Annotated in this window: 17 protein-coding genes; 5 read left to right on the forward strand and 12 right to left on the reverse strand. The window is 58.5% G+C overall.

Annotation, left to right across the window (positions count from 1 at the left end):
• Nucleotides 1-266: 266 nt before the first annotated feature.
• From ACHZBS_RS25455 to ACHZBS_RS25475, 5 genes are all read right to left on the reverse strand, one after another.
• Nucleotides 267-2,519, reverse strand: coding sequence for a GNAT family N-acetyltransferase (locus tag ACHZBS_RS25455; RefSeq protein ID WP_319409352.1), 2,253 nt, complete (start codon nucleotides 2,517-2,519; stop codon nucleotides 267-269).
• 38 nt (nucleotides 2,520-2,557) lie between these two features.
• The gene (locus ACHZBS_RS25460; RefSeq protein WP_319409353.1) at nucleotides 2,558-3,577 is read right to left on the reverse strand and encodes a D-alanine--D-alanine ligase; all 1,020 of its coding nucleotides are present in this window, start codon (nucleotides 3,575-3,577) and stop codon (nucleotides 2,558-2,560) included.
• Complete coding sequence (locus tag ACHZBS_RS25465; RefSeq protein ID WP_319409354.1) at nucleotides 3,577-4,593, reverse strand: D-alanine--D-alanine ligase; 1,017 nt, start codon at nucleotides 4,591-4,593, stop codon at nucleotides 3,577-3,579. The genes ACHZBS_RS25460 and ACHZBS_RS25465 overlap by 1 nt, the downstream gene beginning before the upstream one ends.
• Nucleotides 4,553-5,074, reverse strand: a complete 522-nt coding sequence (locus tag ACHZBS_RS25470; protein ID WP_319409355.1) for a YkgJ family cysteine cluster protein — start codon at nucleotides 5,072-5,074, stop codon at nucleotides 4,553-4,555. The genes ACHZBS_RS25465 and ACHZBS_RS25470 overlap by 41 nt, the downstream gene beginning before the upstream one ends.
• A 91-nt stretch (nucleotides 5,075-5,165) precedes the next feature.
• Nucleotides 5,166-6,476, reverse strand: coding sequence for a KamA family radical SAM protein (locus ACHZBS_RS25475; protein WP_319409356.1), 1,311 nt, complete (start codon nucleotides 6,474-6,476; stop codon nucleotides 5,166-5,168).
• A 513-nt stretch (nucleotides 6,477-6,989) separates the two neighbouring features.
• On the opposite strand from ACHZBS_RS25475, the gene ACHZBS_RS25480 reads away from it, so the two are divergent.
• Entirely contained in the window at nucleotides 6,990-7,808 is an 819-nt protein-coding gene (locus tag ACHZBS_RS25480) for an NTP transferase domain-containing protein (protein ID WP_394708058.1), read from the forward strand.
• 105 nt (nucleotides 7,809-7,913) lie between these two features.
• On the opposite strand, the gene ACHZBS_RS25485 is transcribed toward ACHZBS_RS25480, so the two are convergent.
• The 4 genes from ACHZBS_RS25485 to ACHZBS_RS25500 form a co-directional block, all read right to left on the reverse strand.
• Nucleotides 7,914-8,459 carry a hypothetical protein gene (locus ACHZBS_RS25485; RefSeq protein WP_319409357.1) on the reverse strand — a complete coding sequence of 182 codons (546 nt, stop codon included), beginning with the start codon at nucleotides 8,457-8,459 and terminating at the stop codon, nucleotides 7,914-7,916.
• Nucleotides 8,456-9,016 (reverse strand): PspA/IM30 family protein, encoded by a 561-nt coding sequence (locus tag ACHZBS_RS25490; RefSeq protein ID WP_319409358.1) that lies wholly within the window; start codon nucleotides 9,014-9,016, stop codon nucleotides 8,456-8,458. The genes ACHZBS_RS25485 and ACHZBS_RS25490 overlap by 4 nt, the downstream gene beginning before the upstream one ends.
• A 73-nt stretch (nucleotides 9,017-9,089) precedes the next feature.
• Complete coding sequence (locus ACHZBS_RS25495; RefSeq protein WP_319409359.1) at nucleotides 9,090-9,224, reverse strand: hypothetical protein; 135 nt, start codon at nucleotides 9,222-9,224, stop codon at nucleotides 9,090-9,092.
• Between the two features lie 94 nt (nucleotides 9,225-9,318).
• On the reverse strand, nucleotides 9,319-10,743 hold the full coding sequence (locus ACHZBS_RS25500) for a VWA domain-containing protein (protein WP_319409360.1): 1,425 nt from the start codon (nucleotides 10,741-10,743) through the stop codon (nucleotides 9,319-9,321).
• Between the two features lie 209 nt (nucleotides 10,744-10,952).
• Here ACHZBS_RS25500 and ACHZBS_RS25505 point away from each other — a divergent pair, with 209 nt between their 5' ends.
• The 3 genes from ACHZBS_RS25505 (at nucleotide 10,953) to ACHZBS_RS25515 (ending at nucleotide 14,333) form a co-directional block, all read left to right on the forward strand.
• Nucleotides 10,953-11,651 carry a response regulator transcription factor gene (locus ACHZBS_RS25505; RefSeq protein ID WP_319409361.1) on the forward strand — a complete coding sequence of 233 codons (699 nt, stop codon included), beginning with the start codon at nucleotides 10,953-10,955 and terminating at the stop codon, nucleotides 11,649-11,651.
• Nucleotides 11,648-13,561 (forward strand): HAMP domain-containing sensor histidine kinase, encoded by a 1,914-nt coding sequence (locus tag ACHZBS_RS25510; RefSeq protein WP_319409362.1) that lies wholly within the window; start codon nucleotides 11,648-11,650, stop codon nucleotides 13,559-13,561. The genes ACHZBS_RS25505 and ACHZBS_RS25510 overlap by 4 nt, the downstream gene beginning before the upstream one ends.
• A 172-nt stretch (nucleotides 13,562-13,733) precedes the next feature.
• Nucleotides 13,734-14,333: a YkgJ family cysteine cluster protein gene (locus ACHZBS_RS25515; protein WP_319409363.1), complete on the forward strand. Its 600-nt coding sequence runs from the start codon at nucleotides 13,734-13,736 to the stop codon at nucleotides 14,331-14,333.
• Nucleotides 14,334-14,442: 109 nt separating this feature from the next.
• On the opposite strand, the gene ACHZBS_RS25520 is transcribed toward ACHZBS_RS25515, so the two are convergent.
• Genes ACHZBS_RS25520 through ACHZBS_RS25530 form a run of 3 tightly spaced genes read right to left on the reverse strand, consistent with a single transcriptional unit; the run spans nucleotide 14,443 to nucleotide 17,107 of the window.
• On the reverse strand, nucleotides 14,443-15,654 hold the full coding sequence (locus ACHZBS_RS25520) for an MFS transporter (protein ID WP_319409364.1): 1,212 nt from the start codon (nucleotides 15,652-15,654) through the stop codon (nucleotides 14,443-14,445).
• Between the two features lie 46 nt (nucleotides 15,655-15,700).
• The gene (locus ACHZBS_RS25525) at nucleotides 15,701-16,819 is read right to left on the reverse strand and encodes an aminotransferase class I/II-fold pyridoxal phosphate-dependent enzyme (protein WP_319409365.1); all 1,119 of its coding nucleotides are present in this window, start codon (nucleotides 16,817-16,819) and stop codon (nucleotides 15,701-15,703) included.
• 60 nt (nucleotides 16,820-16,879) lie between these two features.
• On the reverse strand, nucleotides 16,880-17,107 hold the full coding sequence (locus ACHZBS_RS25530) for a hypothetical protein (RefSeq protein WP_319409366.1): 228 nt from the start codon (nucleotides 17,105-17,107) through the stop codon (nucleotides 16,880-16,882).
• Nucleotides 17,108-17,177: 70 nt separating this feature from the next.
• Between ACHZBS_RS25530 and ACHZBS_RS25535 the strand changes: the two genes are divergently transcribed.
• Nucleotides 17,178-18,620, forward strand: coding sequence for a trimethylamine methyltransferase family protein (locus tag ACHZBS_RS25535; protein ID WP_319409367.1), 1,443 nt, complete (start codon nucleotides 17,178-17,180; stop codon nucleotides 18,618-18,620).
• The last annotated feature ends 146 nt before the right edge of the window (nucleotides 18,621-18,766 follow it).

An 18,766-nucleotide genomic window follows, 5' to 3' on the forward strand; every position in this document is an offset into this window, starting at 1 on the left:
TTGGTTTCCGGCAGAAGGAAGACAACGGCGAATAACCAATGTTGGACAGGGAACTGCGGAATGTCGAAGGAAGGCATTTCCATATTGGGAGAACCCATCGAAATCGATAACGGATCGCATTGATGTAGATTTCGACCCGGAAAGGGCCCTCTTCGATCACCTGAAGCTAAAATCAATGACCCTGCCTGCTACCTTCTAAATTGGATATTGGAAGTTCTGCGGTTCACCTTTCCCTTGGGCTCTTGACGCCTCGACCCCTTCTTTAGCTATATCAGTGATTTGCAATAAATGGCCTTGCCGTCGCCCACGGCATAGAAGTCTTTGAGCACGGTCTCCAGGCGGTATCCGCAACTTTCATAAAAGGCGCGTGTGCTGGCGTACTGCACCCGCTGGGAAGTGTCCACGTAGATCCGGCTGCCGCCGGCCGCCTTGATGCGGCGTTCGGCTTCCACCAGCAGCCGACGCCCCAGTCCACGGCCCTGGAAGTCCGGATGAACGGCGATCCAATAGAGGTCATAGCTGGAAGTGGTGCAGGGGATGGGGCCGAAGCAGGCATAACCGGCCAGCCGTCCGTAGTGGTCGGCCATGATAAAATGATACCCGCTGGATTCCCCCTTCTCCAGGCGTTCCAGCACCAGTTCCTCCGCCACAGCCACTTCCTCCGGATGAAAGAACCCGGTGATGTCCACCAGGCGGCGGACGCGCCGGCCGTCCTCGGGAGTGATCGACTCCCGGAAAGTCACCCCGTGAACGCGGTGGTTGGAGACGTGGCGGCCGTCGGCCCACTGGGCGGCGCCATCAACCAAACCCTTAAAGAACGCCAGTGCATTTTTCCCTAACGTCTGCGTGCGGTATCCGCCCTCCTGAATGACCACCGCCGGAAGTCCCAGGGCACCGATCATCCGACCGTTTTCGGCAAAATCTTTCACCGTCAGCGACCACGTACCCGTCGGGTCCCCCTTGGCCGGGTCCAGGCCCAGGCCGATGATCAGGAACTGGGGCTGGAACTCTTCTATCCGGCGCAGGGCACGCGCCAGTGATTTGCGGTAGCGCTCGCCGTCGACTGTTTCGGGAAGAGGAATGTTGAGGTTGAACCCTTCTCCATCACCATCGCCGCGCTCCTCCTCGAATCCACAGAAATAGGGGTAGGCGAACCGGGGGTGGCCGTGAATGGAGACCGTGAGCACATCGCTGCGGCGGTAGAAGATGTCCTGGCCACCGTTGCCATGGTGGTAGTCCACGTCAAGAATGGCTACCTTGCCATGGGCGCACAGGTACTGGGCGGCGATGGCATTATTGTTGAAATAGCAGAATCCGCCGAAGGACCGGCGCTCGGCGTGGTGGCCGGGGGGGCGGATCAGGGCGTAAGCGATTCGCCGGCCGTCGAGGATTTCACGGGCGGCGGTCAGCGCGCAGTCCACGCTGCGACGGGCGGCCAGATAGGCGTTGGCGTTGATCGGCGTGAAGGTGTCGATACAGTAATAACCGGAAAGCACCGACGGTTCCTTGGGGGGCCGGGTCTTGTTGCGAATGGGGAATATATAGGGATACAGGGATTTGCCGGCGGGGACTTCGGCGCAGGCCCGTTTGAGATAACCCACGAAATCCGCATCGTGAACCGCGTGAAGGTGCTTGTCCGGAAAAGGACGGGGTTTGATGGCGGTGAACAGGCCGCTGGGTTCGATGACCTTTAAAATGCTTTTCACCCGCACCGGGGATTCCACGTAGCCCCGCTCATTCACATGGTGAATATCGTGCCGGTCGTTGACGATCAGCGCGATCTGTTCTTCCGAACGGCTTTCAACGGCAGTAATGATCGCCGCCGGTTTGACATAGCGAAAATCACGCAGGGCGATGGGGTCTTCCCGGAAACTCGTCACCACCTTTTCCACATAGTCCGGCGGACAATACTCCGCATATTTGCGCTCCAGCACGGCCCGCACCACCTGCCGGGCAAAGGCTTTTTTCAGCGGTTTGCCGGTTCCCAGGCTGTCGTAGACCAGGTGGGGCATGCCGGTATCCCCGGGCTTTACGGGGGATTCGTAGCCGGTATTGATGATCGGCCGAGCCCCATAGCGCTCGTAAAAGCGCAGGCGGGAGCGGTTCTGTTTGAGTTCCGCCGGATCGGGGCAGGCATTGGCATCATCAGGGAGACACTCGAAAAAAAGGCCTTCCACCTTCAGTGCCGTGGCTTCGCGCCGGATGCGGTCGTACAGGGCGCCCCCAATCCCGCCGCCGGCCCGGCCCGACGCCGTGGCGATCCAGTCCAGATAGGCGAAGTGCAGTTCCGGTTCGTGCAGCAGCATGGCGAACCCGCGTACCTTGGCCTTGATGCTTTCGGCCACGAAGAGGATGGTGCGAAAACGCTGCTTAAACGGGTTGCGCAGCTTCTCGGCGATGTGGTCGATCTCTTTTTCGTCCACGGCGCTGAACTGGCTGCGCAGGATCTCCTGCACCTGGCTCAGGGTGCTTTTGTTCACCGGCAGGATATTGTCATAGATGCGTCGAATGCGGAGCATGCGGCTGGTTCCTTCGTAGGGTCATTGATGATGGGTACTCACCTATCGGTGCCGGCCTTGTCCGGCAGCAGTCCATCGTCGACGATGCGGCCGATGGCATCGGCATAGGCGATGCCTGCCCGTTCCAGTGCGGCGGCAAATCCGGCATCGGGGGAGAGGCACGGGTTGGCGTTGATCTCCAGGACCCACGGATTGCCTGCAGGGTCGACCCGGAAGTCGACGCGGGCATAGCCCATGAGGTTGAAACGGTGCCAGCATTGCAGGGCAAGGGCTTCAAGGCGTTCCAGCAGGCCGGTATCCGTCGCATCGAAATTGAACCGACGGGGCGTGTGGTGATATTCGAAGGCGTCCTCATCCCACTTGGCCCGGTAATCCACTATACGGGGCATTGCGTCGGTGTATCCCTCAAAAATGATCTCCGCCGGCGGGAGTACTTCCGGTCCGCGGGGACCGTCCAACACCGACAGGTTGAATTCCCGGCCGGCGATAAACCGTTCGGCAAAACAGGCGCCCCCCAACAGCGGCGCCCGTGACCGGAGCAGTGAGAAAACGGTTGCAGGATCGGATTGCCTGACAATGCTCTGTTCGTCCAGGCCGATGGATGCGTGCTCCCAGACCGATTTGATGATCCATGTGTCCCCGCCGGCATCGCTTCCGTGCACGCAGGCGTCACGGCCGGGCCAGGGGCCGATCCACGACGGAGTGGGGATGCCGGCAGAGGCCAGCCACCCTTTGGACATCACCTTGCCGGAGGTGAGCATCATGGCCTCCGCCCGGGCACCGGTATAGGGCATGGCCATGGCGTCCAGGCAGAAGGGCAGCAGATGGATGAGGCGTCCCTGGCCGCCGATGGATTCCACCAGATTGAACACCAGGTCGACACGCCGACGGCGCAGTTCCGCCTCCACGGCCAGCAGATTCAGGCTGCAGGCGATGCGGCAGGACGAATGACCCAGCTGCTCCAGTGCCCGGGCCACAGCCTCTGCTTGGGCGAAGACGTCCCGGGCATCGGGTGCATCGGCATCGGTGATGGTGTCGTGAACGATGGCCACATGCATCAGGCGTCTCCGCGGAGACGGTCCGCCCGGGGAATCCGGGTGGCGGCCGAGTCGATGATCCAGCCGATCAGCTCCCGATAGGGAACTCCCAGATGGTTGCAGATGATCGGCAGGTCCGAATGCTCGGGGTGGATGCCGGCCAGGGGGTTGACCTCGATGAACAGCGGATGGCCTTTTTCGTCGCAGCGCAGATCCAGTCTTCCCGCATCCCGGCAGCCCAGGGCCCGCCAGGCGGCCAGGGCCACCGACTCGGCCTCGGCCACGACCGGGTCGTCGGTCGGACGCACCAACCGGTAAAGGACGCGTGATTCGCATTCTTCCTTGTTGACATAGGAGTAGACACCCTGTTCGGCCGTGTCCAGCAGGTGCACCTCGATGGTGCCCAGTGCCCTTGCCTTTTCCCCGGTGCCCACGATGCCCGTCGTGAACTCGCGGCCGGGCAGGAAGGGCTCGACGATCACCGGCTGCCGGAAGGTATCGATCAACCGTCCGCAGGCGGCTTCGAGGTCTGATTTTTGGCGGACGATGGATTGCGGGGTGACGCCCTTTCCCGTTCCCTCTGCTACGGGTTTTACGAAATAGGGCGGTGCAAAGCCCACCGACCGGGCCTCTCCGGGGGTTTCGACCACGCTGAAATCGGCCGTGGGTACACCGGCGTCCCGGATGACCCGTTTGGTCATGCCCTTGTGCAGGCTGAGGCTCATGACCAGCGGGTCTGAAAAGGTATAGGGAATCCGATACATGTCCAGAAGCGCCGGCACCTGGGCTTCGCGGCCGATGCCGTGCATGCCTTCGGCGATGTTGAACACCAGATCCCAGCGCCGGCCCCCGACCAGGGCGGCAGCCAGTTGGCGGCTGTGGCCGATGCGTTCGGTGCGGTGCCCCAGTGACTGGATCGTCGATTCGATGGCGGTGATGGTGTCATCGCGGTCGAACTCGGCCGTCTCTTCTTCCGAAAAACCTTCCGCCAGGTATTCAGAGCGAAGGTCGTATGTCAGTCCGATTGTCATTGCCATCGGTGATTACCTCCTCGTAGAGCTGGCGGTGCCATTGCCGCGCCAGTTCCACAGACGTGTGAATGGCCTCGAAAACCGATTCGCCGGCCAGCAGGAGATGCCTCGGGCAATCCGTATCCGGCTCGTTGTCGATGTGGTCGGCCGTATAGGTAAACGGGTGCAGCCGGCATAACAGGGGGCGCACCTCCAGGGCCAGACGGCACCCGTGAACGCCCAGAAAGATGCAGTCTCCATTGGATTGGCGCTTCAGGATCCGTCGACTGCCGTCACTGCCAAAAACATGCTGCCGCCACACCGGATCGTCGTCCTGGTCCATATAGGACGGGTTATCCGTGCGGGTCCATTCCATAAATTGAAGTTCGCCGGTGACGGCGCCGATGCGCCGCATATCACCGGGGGTGATGTAAATTTCTCTGCCCTGGCAGCAGGTCTTCCCCTGCAGGGCACACCGGGCGCACAGCGTTTGCTGCATGGCCAGCATGGGTTCCTCCTTGGAACCGGTCCAAAAAACATCGGGGACGCGTTCCCCGTAAAGGGTGCGTTCCCCGATCGGTTACGTTCTGTTTATAATATTAAATGGGTGAGATATCGTAGGCTTCAGGATACCGGTATAGTCGGTTTTCGTAATTTCTCAGTACCAGGGCATCATCCTCACGACCCACCACATAATCGGGCATCAACGGGATCTTACCCCCACCGCCGGGGGCGTCAACCACGTAAGTGGGAATGGCATAGCCCGTGGTGAATCCGCGAAGACCGCGGATGATTTCAAGCCCCTTTTCGATGGGGGTCCGGAAGTGGGCCGATCCGGTAATGGGGTCGCACTGGTACAGGTAATAGGGGCGAACACGCATCTTGAGCAGATTGTGCACCAGGCTGCGCATGGTTTCCACGCTGTCGTTGACGCCCTTGAGCAGCACCGTCTGGGACCCTAAAGGGATTCCCGAATCAGCCAGCATGGTGCAGGCACGCAGGGCTTCGGGCGTGCATTCGTCCGGGTGGGTAAAGTGCAGGCTCATCCACAACGGGTGATACTGGCGCAGCATGCGAACCAGGCGCGGGGTGATCCGCTGGGGCAGCACCGCCGGCACTTTTGTGCCGATGCGAACGATCTCAACGTGGGAGATCTGGCGCAGCCTCGACAAAACCCAGGAGAGCTTCTCTTCGCCAAGCATCAGCGGGTCGCCGCCGGAAATCAATACATCGCGGATGGACGGCGTCCGTTCGATATAGGCGAAGGCCCGTTCCAGCCGGTTGCGGCTGGGATGGATGCCGCCATGACCCACCACCCGGGACCGCGTGCAATAGCGGCAGTAGGTTGAACAAAAGTCGGACAACAGCAACAGCACCCGGTCCGGGTAACGGTGAACCAGGCCGGGGACCGGGCTCATGCCATCTTCACCCAGCGGGTCGTCGGCCTCACCGGCCGTGCGAACCGTTTCGTGAACGGTGGGAATGACCGTGCGCCGAATGGGCTGGTTCGGGTCATCCCGGGAAACCAGGCTCATGTAGTACGGAGTGATCCCTAGCGGCAGCACCGTTTCCGTAACGGTGAACGCCGCCCGTTCGTCGTCGGACAGGGAAATCATCGATTCCAGTTGGGAAAGGCTGCGGATGCGATGGCTGGTCTGCCACTGCCAGTCGTTCCACAGCTTGGTGGGAATACTCGGAAAATGTCGCTTGCGGAACGATCTTACAGCCGGGTTGAGGATTCCGGCGCGTTGGGTGGGAAACCGGACAAGCCGTCCGGTAGGTTTGGGCGTGGAGATGGAAGAGGCGGCTTCCAGACATGGGCTAGGTTCGGGAGGTTCGTCGTCGCCTTCCTGACCTGCCTGTGTCGGTGAAACGATCAACTGTTCGTTCCTTTTTATGGTGGCCTGCATTTTGTCTGTTTTCCTTTTTTAGAAAAGGTTGTCTGTATCCCGGCCCTGAAATGACAGAAGCCGACGCTTCGGCCCAACTTTTACAGGAGCGTTTCCGCGCGAATATATGTATTTTCGATTTAAATGCAAGAGAAAAAGAAAGTCTTATCAAAAAATATTTTTAATTAAAAATACAATAAGTTAAGAAATATTCAGACTTTCTGGGGACACAATTGATGCTTATTCAGATGGACAATTCACCCTTCCGGGTGGTCTGCAGAGATGGTAAATGTCAAATATACACTATTAATACAGATAAATACAAAAGTTATGCGTGTGTACGCGAAGAAAACGCCGTTTGCTCAAAAGCCGGCCACGGTCAATGAGATAAACAATAAAACCGATTGTGATTGTGCTGGGTGGTTCTGAAAACTTTGGACAGTTTACAATGCCTTTAATTCATTCTATAACCGTATATACCTGTTGCCGCAAGGTTTTTTTCGAATTGCCAAAATCACCAGAAAGCGAGACTCTATGACCCTGTCGGATACTGACCTGCCCGTCGCTTCAATTATTATGGCTGCCGGAAGAGGCAGCCGGATGAAAGGGTATGAAGGGAACAAAACCCTGCTGCCCCTGGAACCCGGTACCTCGGTTTTTAACGGACGCCATCCCATTATCATGAACCTGATGGAGAACCTGCCTTCCGGTCCCAAGGCATTGATCGTCAACCATTGCAAGGAGCAGGTGATCAACACCACCCGGCACACCGGTGTTGTCTATTGCGAGCAGCCGGTTCTCAACGGCACCGGTGGCGCGATTCTCGTTACCGGAGATTTCTTGGCCTCGCAGCGCGCTCCGCACGTGATCATTACCATGGGCGATGTGCCGTTTGTAAAGAAAACGACTTACGAAACCCTGGTTGACGGCCTGAGCACCCATGACCTGATGATTCTTGGCTTCTCACCCGATGACAAGAAACAGTATGGGGTGCTGGAAATTAAAAAGGGCCGGGTGAGGAAAATTACCGAGTGGAAATTCTGGAAAGAATATCCGTCGCAACGCCAGGCGATGCTGACGGTCTGCAATTCAGGGATCTACGCGGTGCGTAAAGCGGAGTTGGTTGCCTACCTGCCCATTCTGGCATCCCGACCGCAGATCGTACAGAAACAGGTCAACGGCAGGATGATGGATATTGAAGAGTTCTTTTTCACCGACCTGATCGAAACCATGGTGCAGGACGGCAAACGGGTGGGTTTTCACGTAGTTGATGATGAGTTCGAAACCATGGGGATCGATGATGTGGCCGCCCTGGAAAAGGCCCAGGCCATCTATGCCGGTCTTGCCGGATAAACCGATCCCGCCCTGAACGCGCTTGACGGAAGACCCCGGGCCGATGCCCGGGGTCTGATTCGACGGCCGGACGGTTAACACCCAATGTCCTGCCGCGGACCGCTGTCATCCGGCTTGGTCCAACACCCGCTGTGCCTCACGGCGAGCCAGCTCGAAGGGATCTTCCACTGACCGGTCGGTATTGGAGGGATCCTTTGATGGAATAATGAAAAAGTAGAGTGCCTGCACCAGGAAAAACAGCCAGATGCCGATGGCCCAAGTAAGGGTGGACGCCGGGCCCAGCAGCGCCACCAGTCCAGCACCGCCGGCGACGGTGATGATTTCGGCGGCAACCGCGCGAACCGGTGTTCCGGTAAAGCATATGCCGCTGCGGATCCAGCTGAACACCCCCAGACCCAGAAAGAAAAAACCGGAATAAACCCCGGGCCACAGCGCCGTACCCAATAGCAGCGCCATGGGAAAGCCCATTGCGCTCAGACCGTTTCCGCTCCATCGGGTCAGCAGGACGGCGTAGAAAAAAAGATCCGCCCACAGCGACAGTTTGAAGGCCATTGCCCAGCCGATGAGCCCGGTTAACGACCATGCAGCGGGGATGACGGCCAGGGCACTGATCAGGCCATAGACGAGGGTGGTTCGCACGGACCGTTTCATGGGGTGCCTCCTTTTTGCAGCGCGTCTTTGCGCGTGAGCAGTTCCAGTTCGATTTCCTCATCAACGGGTTCTGTCGAATAAACGATTCCCGCGTTGCGATCGGACGCCGTCTCGAAAAGGTGGTCAGTGGCCTGGAAGCAACAGGCGTCGGCCTTGGCGTTGAGGGTTTCATACTGGAGCCGTTGATGCGAAAGGGTTTCCGTCAGTTGGGTTTTCTCCAGGCTCATCGCATCGATTTGTTCTTTCAAATGGCCGGCGGCGGTTTCAAGGGCACGGCGCCTGCGGATCAGCATTCGGGCGATATCGTCCTTCTCTTTTTGCAGTGCCAGGGTGAGATCCCGCTCCAGCTTGTCCACCTCCTCGGCGTGCCGGGCGATCTGGCCGGTCAGGCGGCCAATGCGTCGTGTCAATGCGTTGACCTGCTGTTCCTTGTGCCCGAGGCTGGTTTCCATCTCTCGCAGGTACTGCTTGAGCAGCAATCCTTTATCTTCCAGTTGATCCATCACGCCGTGGACATCGGCTTTGCACAGTCTCACCATGCGGGTCATGATTCCCATAAGAGAACTCCTTTTCTTTAAGGGGGTAGCGGTTTGGACTGTAGGCTGAAAGGTTAAACCCACTGTCATTCACCTAAGCCTTCGGTGGTCTTAAAACGGCCCTTTCGGGGTCGACATCGCCATCGCTATCGGGAACGAAATCAATGCCATGGCCGTGTTTGTCGATTTCGACTGCGATCCCGATTTCGATAGCGATGGATTCTTCCAATATATAACCTTCTTAGGTCAGCGACATTGGGTATACCGGTTGCCAGTATTGAGAAAACCCCTCCAGCCTTCATCCTTCAGCCTGTGAACCTGTTTTACTTTTTATCCCGTCTCAGCTGGTAACCGTCATACTGCAGGGACTTTGAGACCCGCTTCTTCTTTTCGGCTACGGCTGCCGGTGCGCCGGCGAATGTCTCATCCACGCGCTGGCGTAGGGCCTGCACATCCGTATCCAGGTTCTGGGCAACTTTGCCGGAGCCGACGACGGTGTTGATAGCTTCCTGCTTTTCCTCGTATTCATGGATGCGCGCCTGGGCACGGGTCCTGTCCCCGTCGCGAATATCGGCCGCCACCGCTTCCTTCAAACGGCTGAATTCCTCCTGTACGACCTGATCCGCCCATGCATCCTTTTTGATACTGGCCAGCACCGCCGTCGGATCCTGCACGCAGGCAACGGTCAGCGGCCGGGCGGTGTCCACCGTCCGCGATTCGCCATGATGCCGATACTGAACCTGCACTCGGCCCATAACGATCTCTTTTTCCTGGGCCGTGGGCACGTGGAAGGTCAGGAAAAGGGTTCTGTTCTGGCCGGAAAGCAGATTGCCCGGATGGATCACCGCCGTGCCGTTTTCGTAGCTGATGGGGTACCCGCCGGCAGCGACCAGACGAACCCCGGGTTCCAGGGGAATTTGAATGTTCACATCGGCCGCGGCCACATGGCGGGTGGCCTGAAATTCGGTTTCAAACACCTGGGCGAACACCTGGGGATCTTCGAGAAAATGATAGTGGCCGGCGCCATGGTCGGCGATGGCGGTCATCAGCATTTCATTGAAATCCAATCCGACACCGACGGTGCTGATGGAAAAGCGGTTTTCCACGGCCGCGGATGCCATGCGTCCCAATGCATCCGGATCGGTGATGCCCTGGTTGGCCAGTCCGTCGGAGATGAGAATGACCTTGCGGTTGCGTTCGGCAGCAGGGGCAGCCATCAGCATGTCGATGCCTCGGCTCAATCCGCCTCCCAGATTGGTGCCACCGCCGGCATGGACCTGATTCACCACCGCCGTCAGCCGCCTCCGGTTGGCTTCATTCAGCGGAACCAGGGCCGATGGGGTCTGTACGCCGTTTGAATAAGTCACCAGGGCCAGCCGATCTTCAGGTTCGAACTGATCCAGCAGACGGATGATCGCCTGACGGGCATCGTTCAGCTTTTGTCCTTCCATGGAACCGCTGCGGTCCAGGACAACCACCAGATCCGTGGCCGGGACGGCTTCGTTGTCAAGAGCCGGCAGTCGGCCGGCGGTCAGGTTCAGGGAAACGGTCACCCGTCCGTCCGCGCCTTTGAGAACCTTATCCTGAACCACTTCAGTGGAAACGCTCAACAGCTTGTCTTCAACAGGAGGGGGTACCGGCACGGGGTGCGGATTGCCCGTGCCCATTGCTCCCATGGCGGCCAGGGCGGCAGAGGTGCCCAGGATCAGGCCCATGATCGCCAGCAGGCTTTTTTTTCTTTTCGACATGATGCTTCTCCTTTTTTTGCGGGTTGGGTTGCTTTCTCTTGGAATTCGTTCGGCCTATAGTTGGGATGATAAGCGAACCAGATGGAAATACAATTCAAACAAATGCAAAACGTTAGGACGCTCTTTTTGCAAAAGTTTTGCTTTGAATCACGTGGACTTTGATGGTAGGGATGGGCAGCAATCATGGCGAACCGGGAAGGGGAGGAACGATGAATCAGCCGAAGGCCCGTATTCTGGTGGTGGAAGACGATCCGGCCATTTTAAAGGGGCTTTGCGATGTGCTGGTGTTCAACGGATACGGTGCCGACGGTGTCGCCGATGGCATCAGAGGCTGTGAATCCGCTTTGAGCGGACAGTATGACCTGGTGCTGCTGGATGTGATGCTGCCCGGCATGGACGGTTTTTCCATCTGCCGTGAGATCCGCGGCAAACGGGCGGCTCAGCCGGTGATCATTCTCACGGCGAAGGGATCCGAAGACGATGTGGTGACCGGCTTTACTGCCGGGGCGGATGACTATGTGAGCAAACCCTTCTCCTTGAGAGAACTGATGGTGCGCGTGGAGGCGGTGCTCAGGAGAAGCGGGAAACCATTGGGAGACGAGCAGATCCGATACGCTGACATTTTGTTTGACGGCCTCAACCTTCAGGCGGTGTATCGGGACCGGTCGGAGGCGTTGACCCGTCGTGAAATGGACATTATCGTCTACCTGTTTCGCCATCGGGACCGCATCGTTTCCAAGGGCGAACTGCTCACCGAGGTGTGGCACTACAAGGACCCGAATGTGGAGACCCGCACCGTGGACATCCATATGCTCAAACTGAGAAAAAAGATTGCTTCGCTGGCCGACGATCAAATTCTGATCCAGACGGTTCGCGGAGAAGGATACCGCCTGGAGCCGGAGCATTGAAACGTCTGCGTCTCTATATGATCATCTTCTGCGTGCTGGTTTCCCTACCGCTGGCCTTTGTGGCCTGGCGGACTTACGGCGCGCTGAATCGGGAAACGCAGGGGCAGGTACGTTTCTTTGCGGAACGGCTGTTGGACGAGATTGAAGCCGAACTGGCCGATCTGGTCCGGCGGGAGGAAAACCGGGCCGTGGACGAATACCGCCACACCCTGGTGCAGGAGAGCGGCACCACCCCGTCACCCTTGGCCCGGTTACCGGTTGAGTCGTTTATCCTGGGATATTTCCAGAATGATCCGGACGGTTCCTTCCAGACCCCGCTGGTGAATGAGGCGCAGGAGGTGTCTGCCGGTCTGACCGAACGGGTAGACCAGCTTCGGGCCATCAACACGATTTTCAACCAGCGTAAATTCGTCGCCCAGTTGCCATCCCCTGCACCCCTTAAGGTTCAACAACCGGCGGCAATGGCAAAAAAAGAGCAATCCTCCTTTGCCGACCGTTTTTTGCGAAGTTCCGAGCGCAAGAAAGCCAAAAGCGTCCTCGGCCAGGAGCAGGCCCGGGTGGAGGAGATCACCGCCGGACAGGCGATGAACCTGGCCCAAAAGGAACCCGGCCTGTCGGCACCCCCAGGCAAAGACGGTGCTTCCGCCGATATGGAAAAGGACGAAGCCGCACCCTCGTCCTATGGCATGCCGGCCTTCCCGGCGGTTCAGTCCACGCCGACAGTCAGACAGCAAACGATGGCGGAAAAGGCACCTGACGAATCCGATAGCAGTCGGTTTCAGGTGGAGGTGGCACCCCTGCAGGCGGTGGCCATCGATGACGGCCGGGTGTTTATTTTTCGTCGGATCGGCATCGGCGGCCAGATCTACCGGCAGGGATTCGTTCTCGAACTCGTGCCCTTTATCGACCATCTGCTGGCCGTGCACTACGATCCGCAGCCCATTGCCCGCTACACGGCCCTGACATTGAATGCGACCGGCCTCAACGCCTCCCGCAACCGTACCGGGGCAGATATCGGCATCGCGGCCGGGGATTGGATTGCCGGCAGAACTTTTCCCGCCCCGTTCGGTTTTCTCACGGCCGAAATGCGCGTGGTGTCGCTGCCGCCGTCGCCGGCCCGGCAGACGCTGACCCTGGTCCTGGTGATTTTGGGTGCGGTGATGGTGGCCGGTCTGGTGACCATCTACCATAGCGCCCGAACCGTTTTGGATCTGTCGGAGAGGCGTTCCCAGTTCGTTTCCGCCGTTACCCATGAACTCAAGACCCCGCTGACCAACATCCGCATGTATATCGAGATGCTCGACCAGGGGATTGCCGCCACGCCGGAGCGGGAGCAGGAGTACCTGGGCATCCTGGCCTCGGAGAGTGCCCGGCTGTCCGGGCTGATCAACAATGTGCTGGAACTGTCCCGCCTGGAAAAACAGACCCGTCGCTTCGACCTCAAGGAAGGGGATTTGGCCGACGTGCTGGCCGATGTACAGTCGGTGATGGCCGAGAGCCTGACCCGGGAGGGATTCGATCTGAAGATCCACGCCGGCCGGTTGCCCATGTTTGCCTACGACCGGGAAGTGCTGGTCCAGGTGCTGATCAATCTCATGGAAAACAGCATCAAGTTCGGCCGCCATCTGCCGGTGAAACGCATCGTCATTGCAGCGGATGCGGTCGACGGTTGGGTCAGGCTGTCGGTGTCCGATACCGGGCCGGGCATTCCCAAGCGATCGTTGAAGCAGGTGTTCGACGATTTTTATCGCGTGGACAACGACCTTACCCGCACCACCGGGGGTACCGGCCTCGGCCTGGCTCTGGTAAAAAAATTCCTTGTGGCCATGGGCGGACGGGTTCAGGCGGAGAACAACGACGGCCCCGGCTGCACCATTACTATCAGCCTGCCGGCCAACCGACAACCTTGATGGTTCCTTAAAATGTCCGATATCTGCGTTATGCTTCATCCCTCGTCATTGCGGCGTACGATGGGTACGCCTCATTTCTCGGGATTTGCACGCCTTGATCTCGAACGTTTTAAGAAACCCTCTGAAATATAGCTTTTCACGATTTTATCAATCGCCCAAGCGGTAAGATTTTATGGAAGAGAAAAAGAAAAGACTGCAGACCCTATACGACGACTTCGAAAGTGACGCTGCGCCCTACAAAACTGAAGCGGTCTGCGGCAGAGGCTGTGCCTTCTGCTGCAGCGATGCGGGCAGCATTCACATCACCACCCTTGAGGGCCTGGTGATCCGTGACCGGGTGAACCGGCTGCCCCGGCCCCGGCAGGTAACCGTTAAAAAGGCCCTGGCCGCAGACATGAAACAGCGTGAACGTAAAAAGCCGTGTGCTTGTCCTTTCCTCATGAAAAACCGGGCCTGCATGATCTATGAGTTGCGTCCCTTTGCCTGCCGCCGGATTTACTCCCTGAAAGTTTGCAGCCGGGACCAGCATCCGGTGATCAACCGGCAGGTCATGGCCATGGGGGACGAGGCCATCCGAGCCTTGCAGCAACTGGACGACAGCGGCTACAGCGGACACCTTTCCTATATCCTCTACATGCTGGACAATCCCGCGTTTATATCCTCCTATCTGGCCGGTGAATACCGCCCCGAATCGGTTATGGCCTTTGGAAAAACCCATGGGATCATCATCAATCGGCTCATGGGGCAGGCCGGTGAAAATTTCAGACCCTGACCGTCAGCATGCGATGGCGTGACTCTATTTTTGTCGATGAAGGATTTGAAGGGTCGAGGATTCGGAAAAATGTGAAGCGCGATATGCCTACGCCCATTCTTGATTACTATTAAATGGTTGACGGCCGGTTTCTACCCACCAGCGATTTCATGCAGACAAGGCCCATTGCCGGTCCGGCGGCCAGCAGGATCAGCAGGTATTGGGGGGGCACCCGGGTCGATATCCACTGCATCAGCGACAGGCTGACCACGGTGATGGAAAATCCGATGCAGTTGACCAGGGTCAGGGCGCTGCCCACCAGTTCCTGAGGCGCGGTGCGGGCCACGATGGTTGAAAATTGGGGTGAATCCCCCACCACCGATATTCCCCAGAGCAGCATGAGACCCAGGAACAGGGCCGGTGGTGCCGCGAAAAAGAGGGGAGATAAAAGACAGCAGATGCCCGAGACCATCAGTTGGATATAAGCTACCCGCGCACTGCCCACGCGCACTGAAACCAGGCCGCCGACGCTGCACCCCATACTGCCGATGCCGATGATCAGGAAGCTCCAGAAAGAGACATTGAGGGAAAAGCCGGGGGCGTTCGACAGATAGGCGCTGAGGAAGAACGGCACAAACGCCCACAGGGTATAAAGCTCCCACATGTGGCCGAAGTAGCCCAGGGCGGCGGCGCGAAGCTCCCGGTGGCGAAACAGGGTGACGACGGCCAGCGGGTTGAACCGGGTTCCGGCAACCAGGTAAGGCCCGTCCGGAATCAGTAGAAACATCAACAGGCCGCCGATCAGGCACACGACTGAAGAGAGAAGGATGACGGCCTGCCAGGGCACCGATGACAGTCCCCCTTTCAGCAGATGCGGAAAGGCCGTGCCCAGCACCAGCGCTCCGATGAGAAATCCCAGGGCGTTGCCCAGCCCTTTTTTATACCACCCGGCGGCGATCTTCATGCCCACCGGGTAGATGCCCGCCAGAAAGAAGCCGGTTATGAATCGAAGCGCCAGCAACCCCGCCAGGTCGGCGCCTGACAGGCCGGTGAGCAGGTTGGCCAGGGCGCCCGCCACCGCGCACAGCAAAAAAACCCGCCGTGGTGAAAAGCGGTCGGAAACGGTGAAAATGGCGAAAATCAGCGTGCCGGCGATAAAACCCAATTGAACGGCGCTGGTTATCCATCCGGCCATGGGCGACAGTGAAGACCACCGCTGCATTAATTCCGCCAGCACCGCATTTCCTGAAAACCAGATGGAGGTCCCGGCGAATTGCGAAAAGACGATGACAGGCATCGTCCAGGCGGGACGATTGACCGCACCGGTCACGACAGGTCGCATCGGCGAGGGTTGCCGCACCCGTTCCACGATGAGAATCCGGCGATGATCATACGGCGTCCAGTGCCTGGTTCAGATCGTCGACCAGCGTCTGCACCGCTTCGATGCCCACGGAGAGGCGCACCAGGTTCTCCTTGACACCGGCCTTCTCGCGGGCTTCGGGGCTCAGTGCCGCATGGGTGTTGGTCATGGGCTGGTTGGCCAGGCTGGTAACGCCGCCCAGGCTGGTGGCCAGCTTGATCTGCTTCAAACGGTCCATCACGCGTTTGGTGCCGTCAAAATCCGACGCCACCTCAAAGCTGAGCATGCCGCCGAAACCGGTCATACGCGTTTTGGCGATGTCGTGGTCCGGATGGGCGGGCAGCCCCGGGTAGTGCACGGCGGCAATTTTGGGATGCGCTGCCAGGAAGCGGGCGACCGCCATGGCATTTTCATTGTGTTTGTGCATGCGAAGCTCAAGGGTCTGCAGCCCGCGAAGGGTGAGGAAGGCGGTCATGGGGTCCATGACCCCGCCGAAGATTTTTCTCAGGTTCCAGATGCGGTCGGAGCAGGGGTTGTTGCAGCAGACGAATCCTGCAGTGACGTCGTGGTGTCCGCCCAGATACTTGGTGCCGCTGTGAATAACACCGTCGACCCCCCATTCCAGCGGGTGCTGGTTGATCGGCGACGCAAAAGTGGCATCCAGAAGCACCAGCGCCCCTTTGGCGTGGGCGGCACTGGCCAGGGTCGGCACATCCACCACGCGGAGCAGGGGATTGGTGGGCGATTCCAGGTACAGCAGCGCCAGTCCCCTGTCGATTTCAGCCAGGATTTCTTCGGTTTTCCAGCAGTTGACATAGGTGACATCCACCCCGAATCCCGGCAGGATCGCATTCATCAGTTCAAACGTACCGCCGTAGATCTCCCGGGTGGTCACGATGCGGTCACCGGCATGCACATGGGACAGAACAACGGTCGTGATGGCGGCCATGCCCGAACTGAATCCCAGGGCGTGGTCGTAGCCCTCCAGGTCGGCCAGGGCCTTTTCGACCTCCACCACCGACGGATTGTCCCATCGGGAGTAGATGTAGCCGCTGTGGTTCTGGACCACATCGATCAGGTCGTCGGAATTGTCGAACTTATAGGTGGCCGTCATGTAGACCGGTGGAATTACGGGTTGACCCTTCATTTTCAGTTTTCCTTTCAGCGCGTGAACGCGCAGGCGTCGATGCGGTTCGAGGGTGGTAAACTAAAGGAATTGTCGCGAAAATTCAACATAGAAAATTGATTTTCCTGGAGATTCTCCCTGTTTTGCTGATTTCCGACAAATCGCCGGTTGGCCAGGGGCGATAATCAGTTTGACTTTTGGATCGAAAACGGGCAGATGGCAAACCTGCGGCAACCTCATCCGGACACCCGGCGTGCCTTTTTGCTGCATCGCGGAAAAAGATTCACTTGCGGGGTGGCCGAGATCCATAAACCGCCTGTTTCAGGCCTTCATGGGATGTCCCCCCGGCAGGGGGTGACACGGAAGGGGAGTTCTGCAGATGACCGACCGTATGCAGGTGTTCACCCGGGACGAAATCAACCTGATCCATGATGCCTCCATGGAAATCCTTTCGGAAACCGGGGTCAAATTCAACTCCGAAGAAGCGCTGGACCTGTTTCGGCAAAGCGGGTTCAAAGTCACCAACCCACGGGTTTATATCACGGAAAAAGAGGTGATGCGCGCCCTGGAGACGGTACCGTCCCGTTTCGTGGTTCACGCCCGAAACCCGCAATATAATGTGGCGATCGGCGAAGATGACTTCGTCTTCCTGCCCACCGCCGGTGCGCCCAATGTCTCCAATGCCGACGGCGTGCGCCGGCCGGCAATCCTGGACGACTATTTCACCTGCTGCAAACTGGTGCAGACGTCCGACCAGCTGGACATGAACGGCTTCCTCACGGTCCAGCCAACGGATATCCCCTCTCAGGTCGCCCATTTGGACATGATGCTTGCCAACCTGACCCTGTGTGACAAGGCCTTTCTGGCAGGCAGCAATTTCCGGCAGGCGGCGCTGGATTCGGTGGAAATGGCCGCAATTGCGTGGGGTGGTCTGGACGAGTTGAAAAAACAGCCGGTGATGCCCGCTATCGTTCATGCAGCCTCGCCGCTCAAGTACAGCCCTGAAATGGCTGAAATCATCATCGATTTAGCTCGCCTCGGCCAGCCGCTGGTTATTACCGACATGGTGCTCGCCGGTACCAGCGGGCCGGTGTCCCTGCCGGGACTGCTGGCCATGGCCAATGCGGAGATCCTGAGCGGAATTGTGCTGTCCCAGCTGGCCGGTCCGGGTACGCCGGTGGTCTATGGATCGGTCTCGGCGCCGTCTGACATGCGCACCGTCTCCTCTGCCGTGGGTGCGCCGGAAGCGGTGGTGCTGGCATCCGCAGTGATCCAGCTGGCACGCCACTACAAAATCCCCTGCCGTACCGGCGGCATGCTCACCAATTCCCATTGCCTGGATTCCCAGGCTGCTGCCGAAGGCACCCTGATGATGAGCACGGCCGTGAGAAACGGCGCCAATTTCATTCTTCACGCCTGCGGCCAACTGGGATCCTACATCTCCATGAGTTTCGAGAAGTGGATCCTCGATGAGGAGGTGTGCCGTACCCTGCGGCGGGTGATCACGGCCATGAACATCAATGTGGATTCCATTGATGTGGCGACCATCAAAAGCCTGGGTAGTGACGGCAACTATCTTACCCATCCCACTACGTTCAAACACTGCAGGAGCCTGTATCAGCCCCATCTGTTTACCCGCGACGACTACCAGAAATGGGAGTCCAAAGGCGCTCGCTGCGTGGCCGATAAAACGGAGCAAATGCTGGCTGACCGGCTGGCCCAATACGAAAAGCCCCCCATCGACCCGGGGATCGAACAGGCGTTGGCGGATTATGTGAGCCGGCAGAGAAAGCGGCTGATGGAGAAAAAGTTTATCTTTTAAAAAAGATGGCCTCGTATAAAGTCGAATTTCCGACGGGTTCGTAAAGAGTTCGAGATCAAGGCTTGCGAATTCCGAGGAATGAGGCGTACTGATCGTACGACGCAGTGACGAGGGATGAAGCGTAACGCAGATATCGGACTTTTTAC

The organism is uncultured Desulfosarcina sp. (assembly GCF_963664155.2).
GTDB lineage: Bacteria > Desulfobacterota > Desulfobacteria > Desulfobacterales > Desulfosarcinaceae > Desulfosarcina.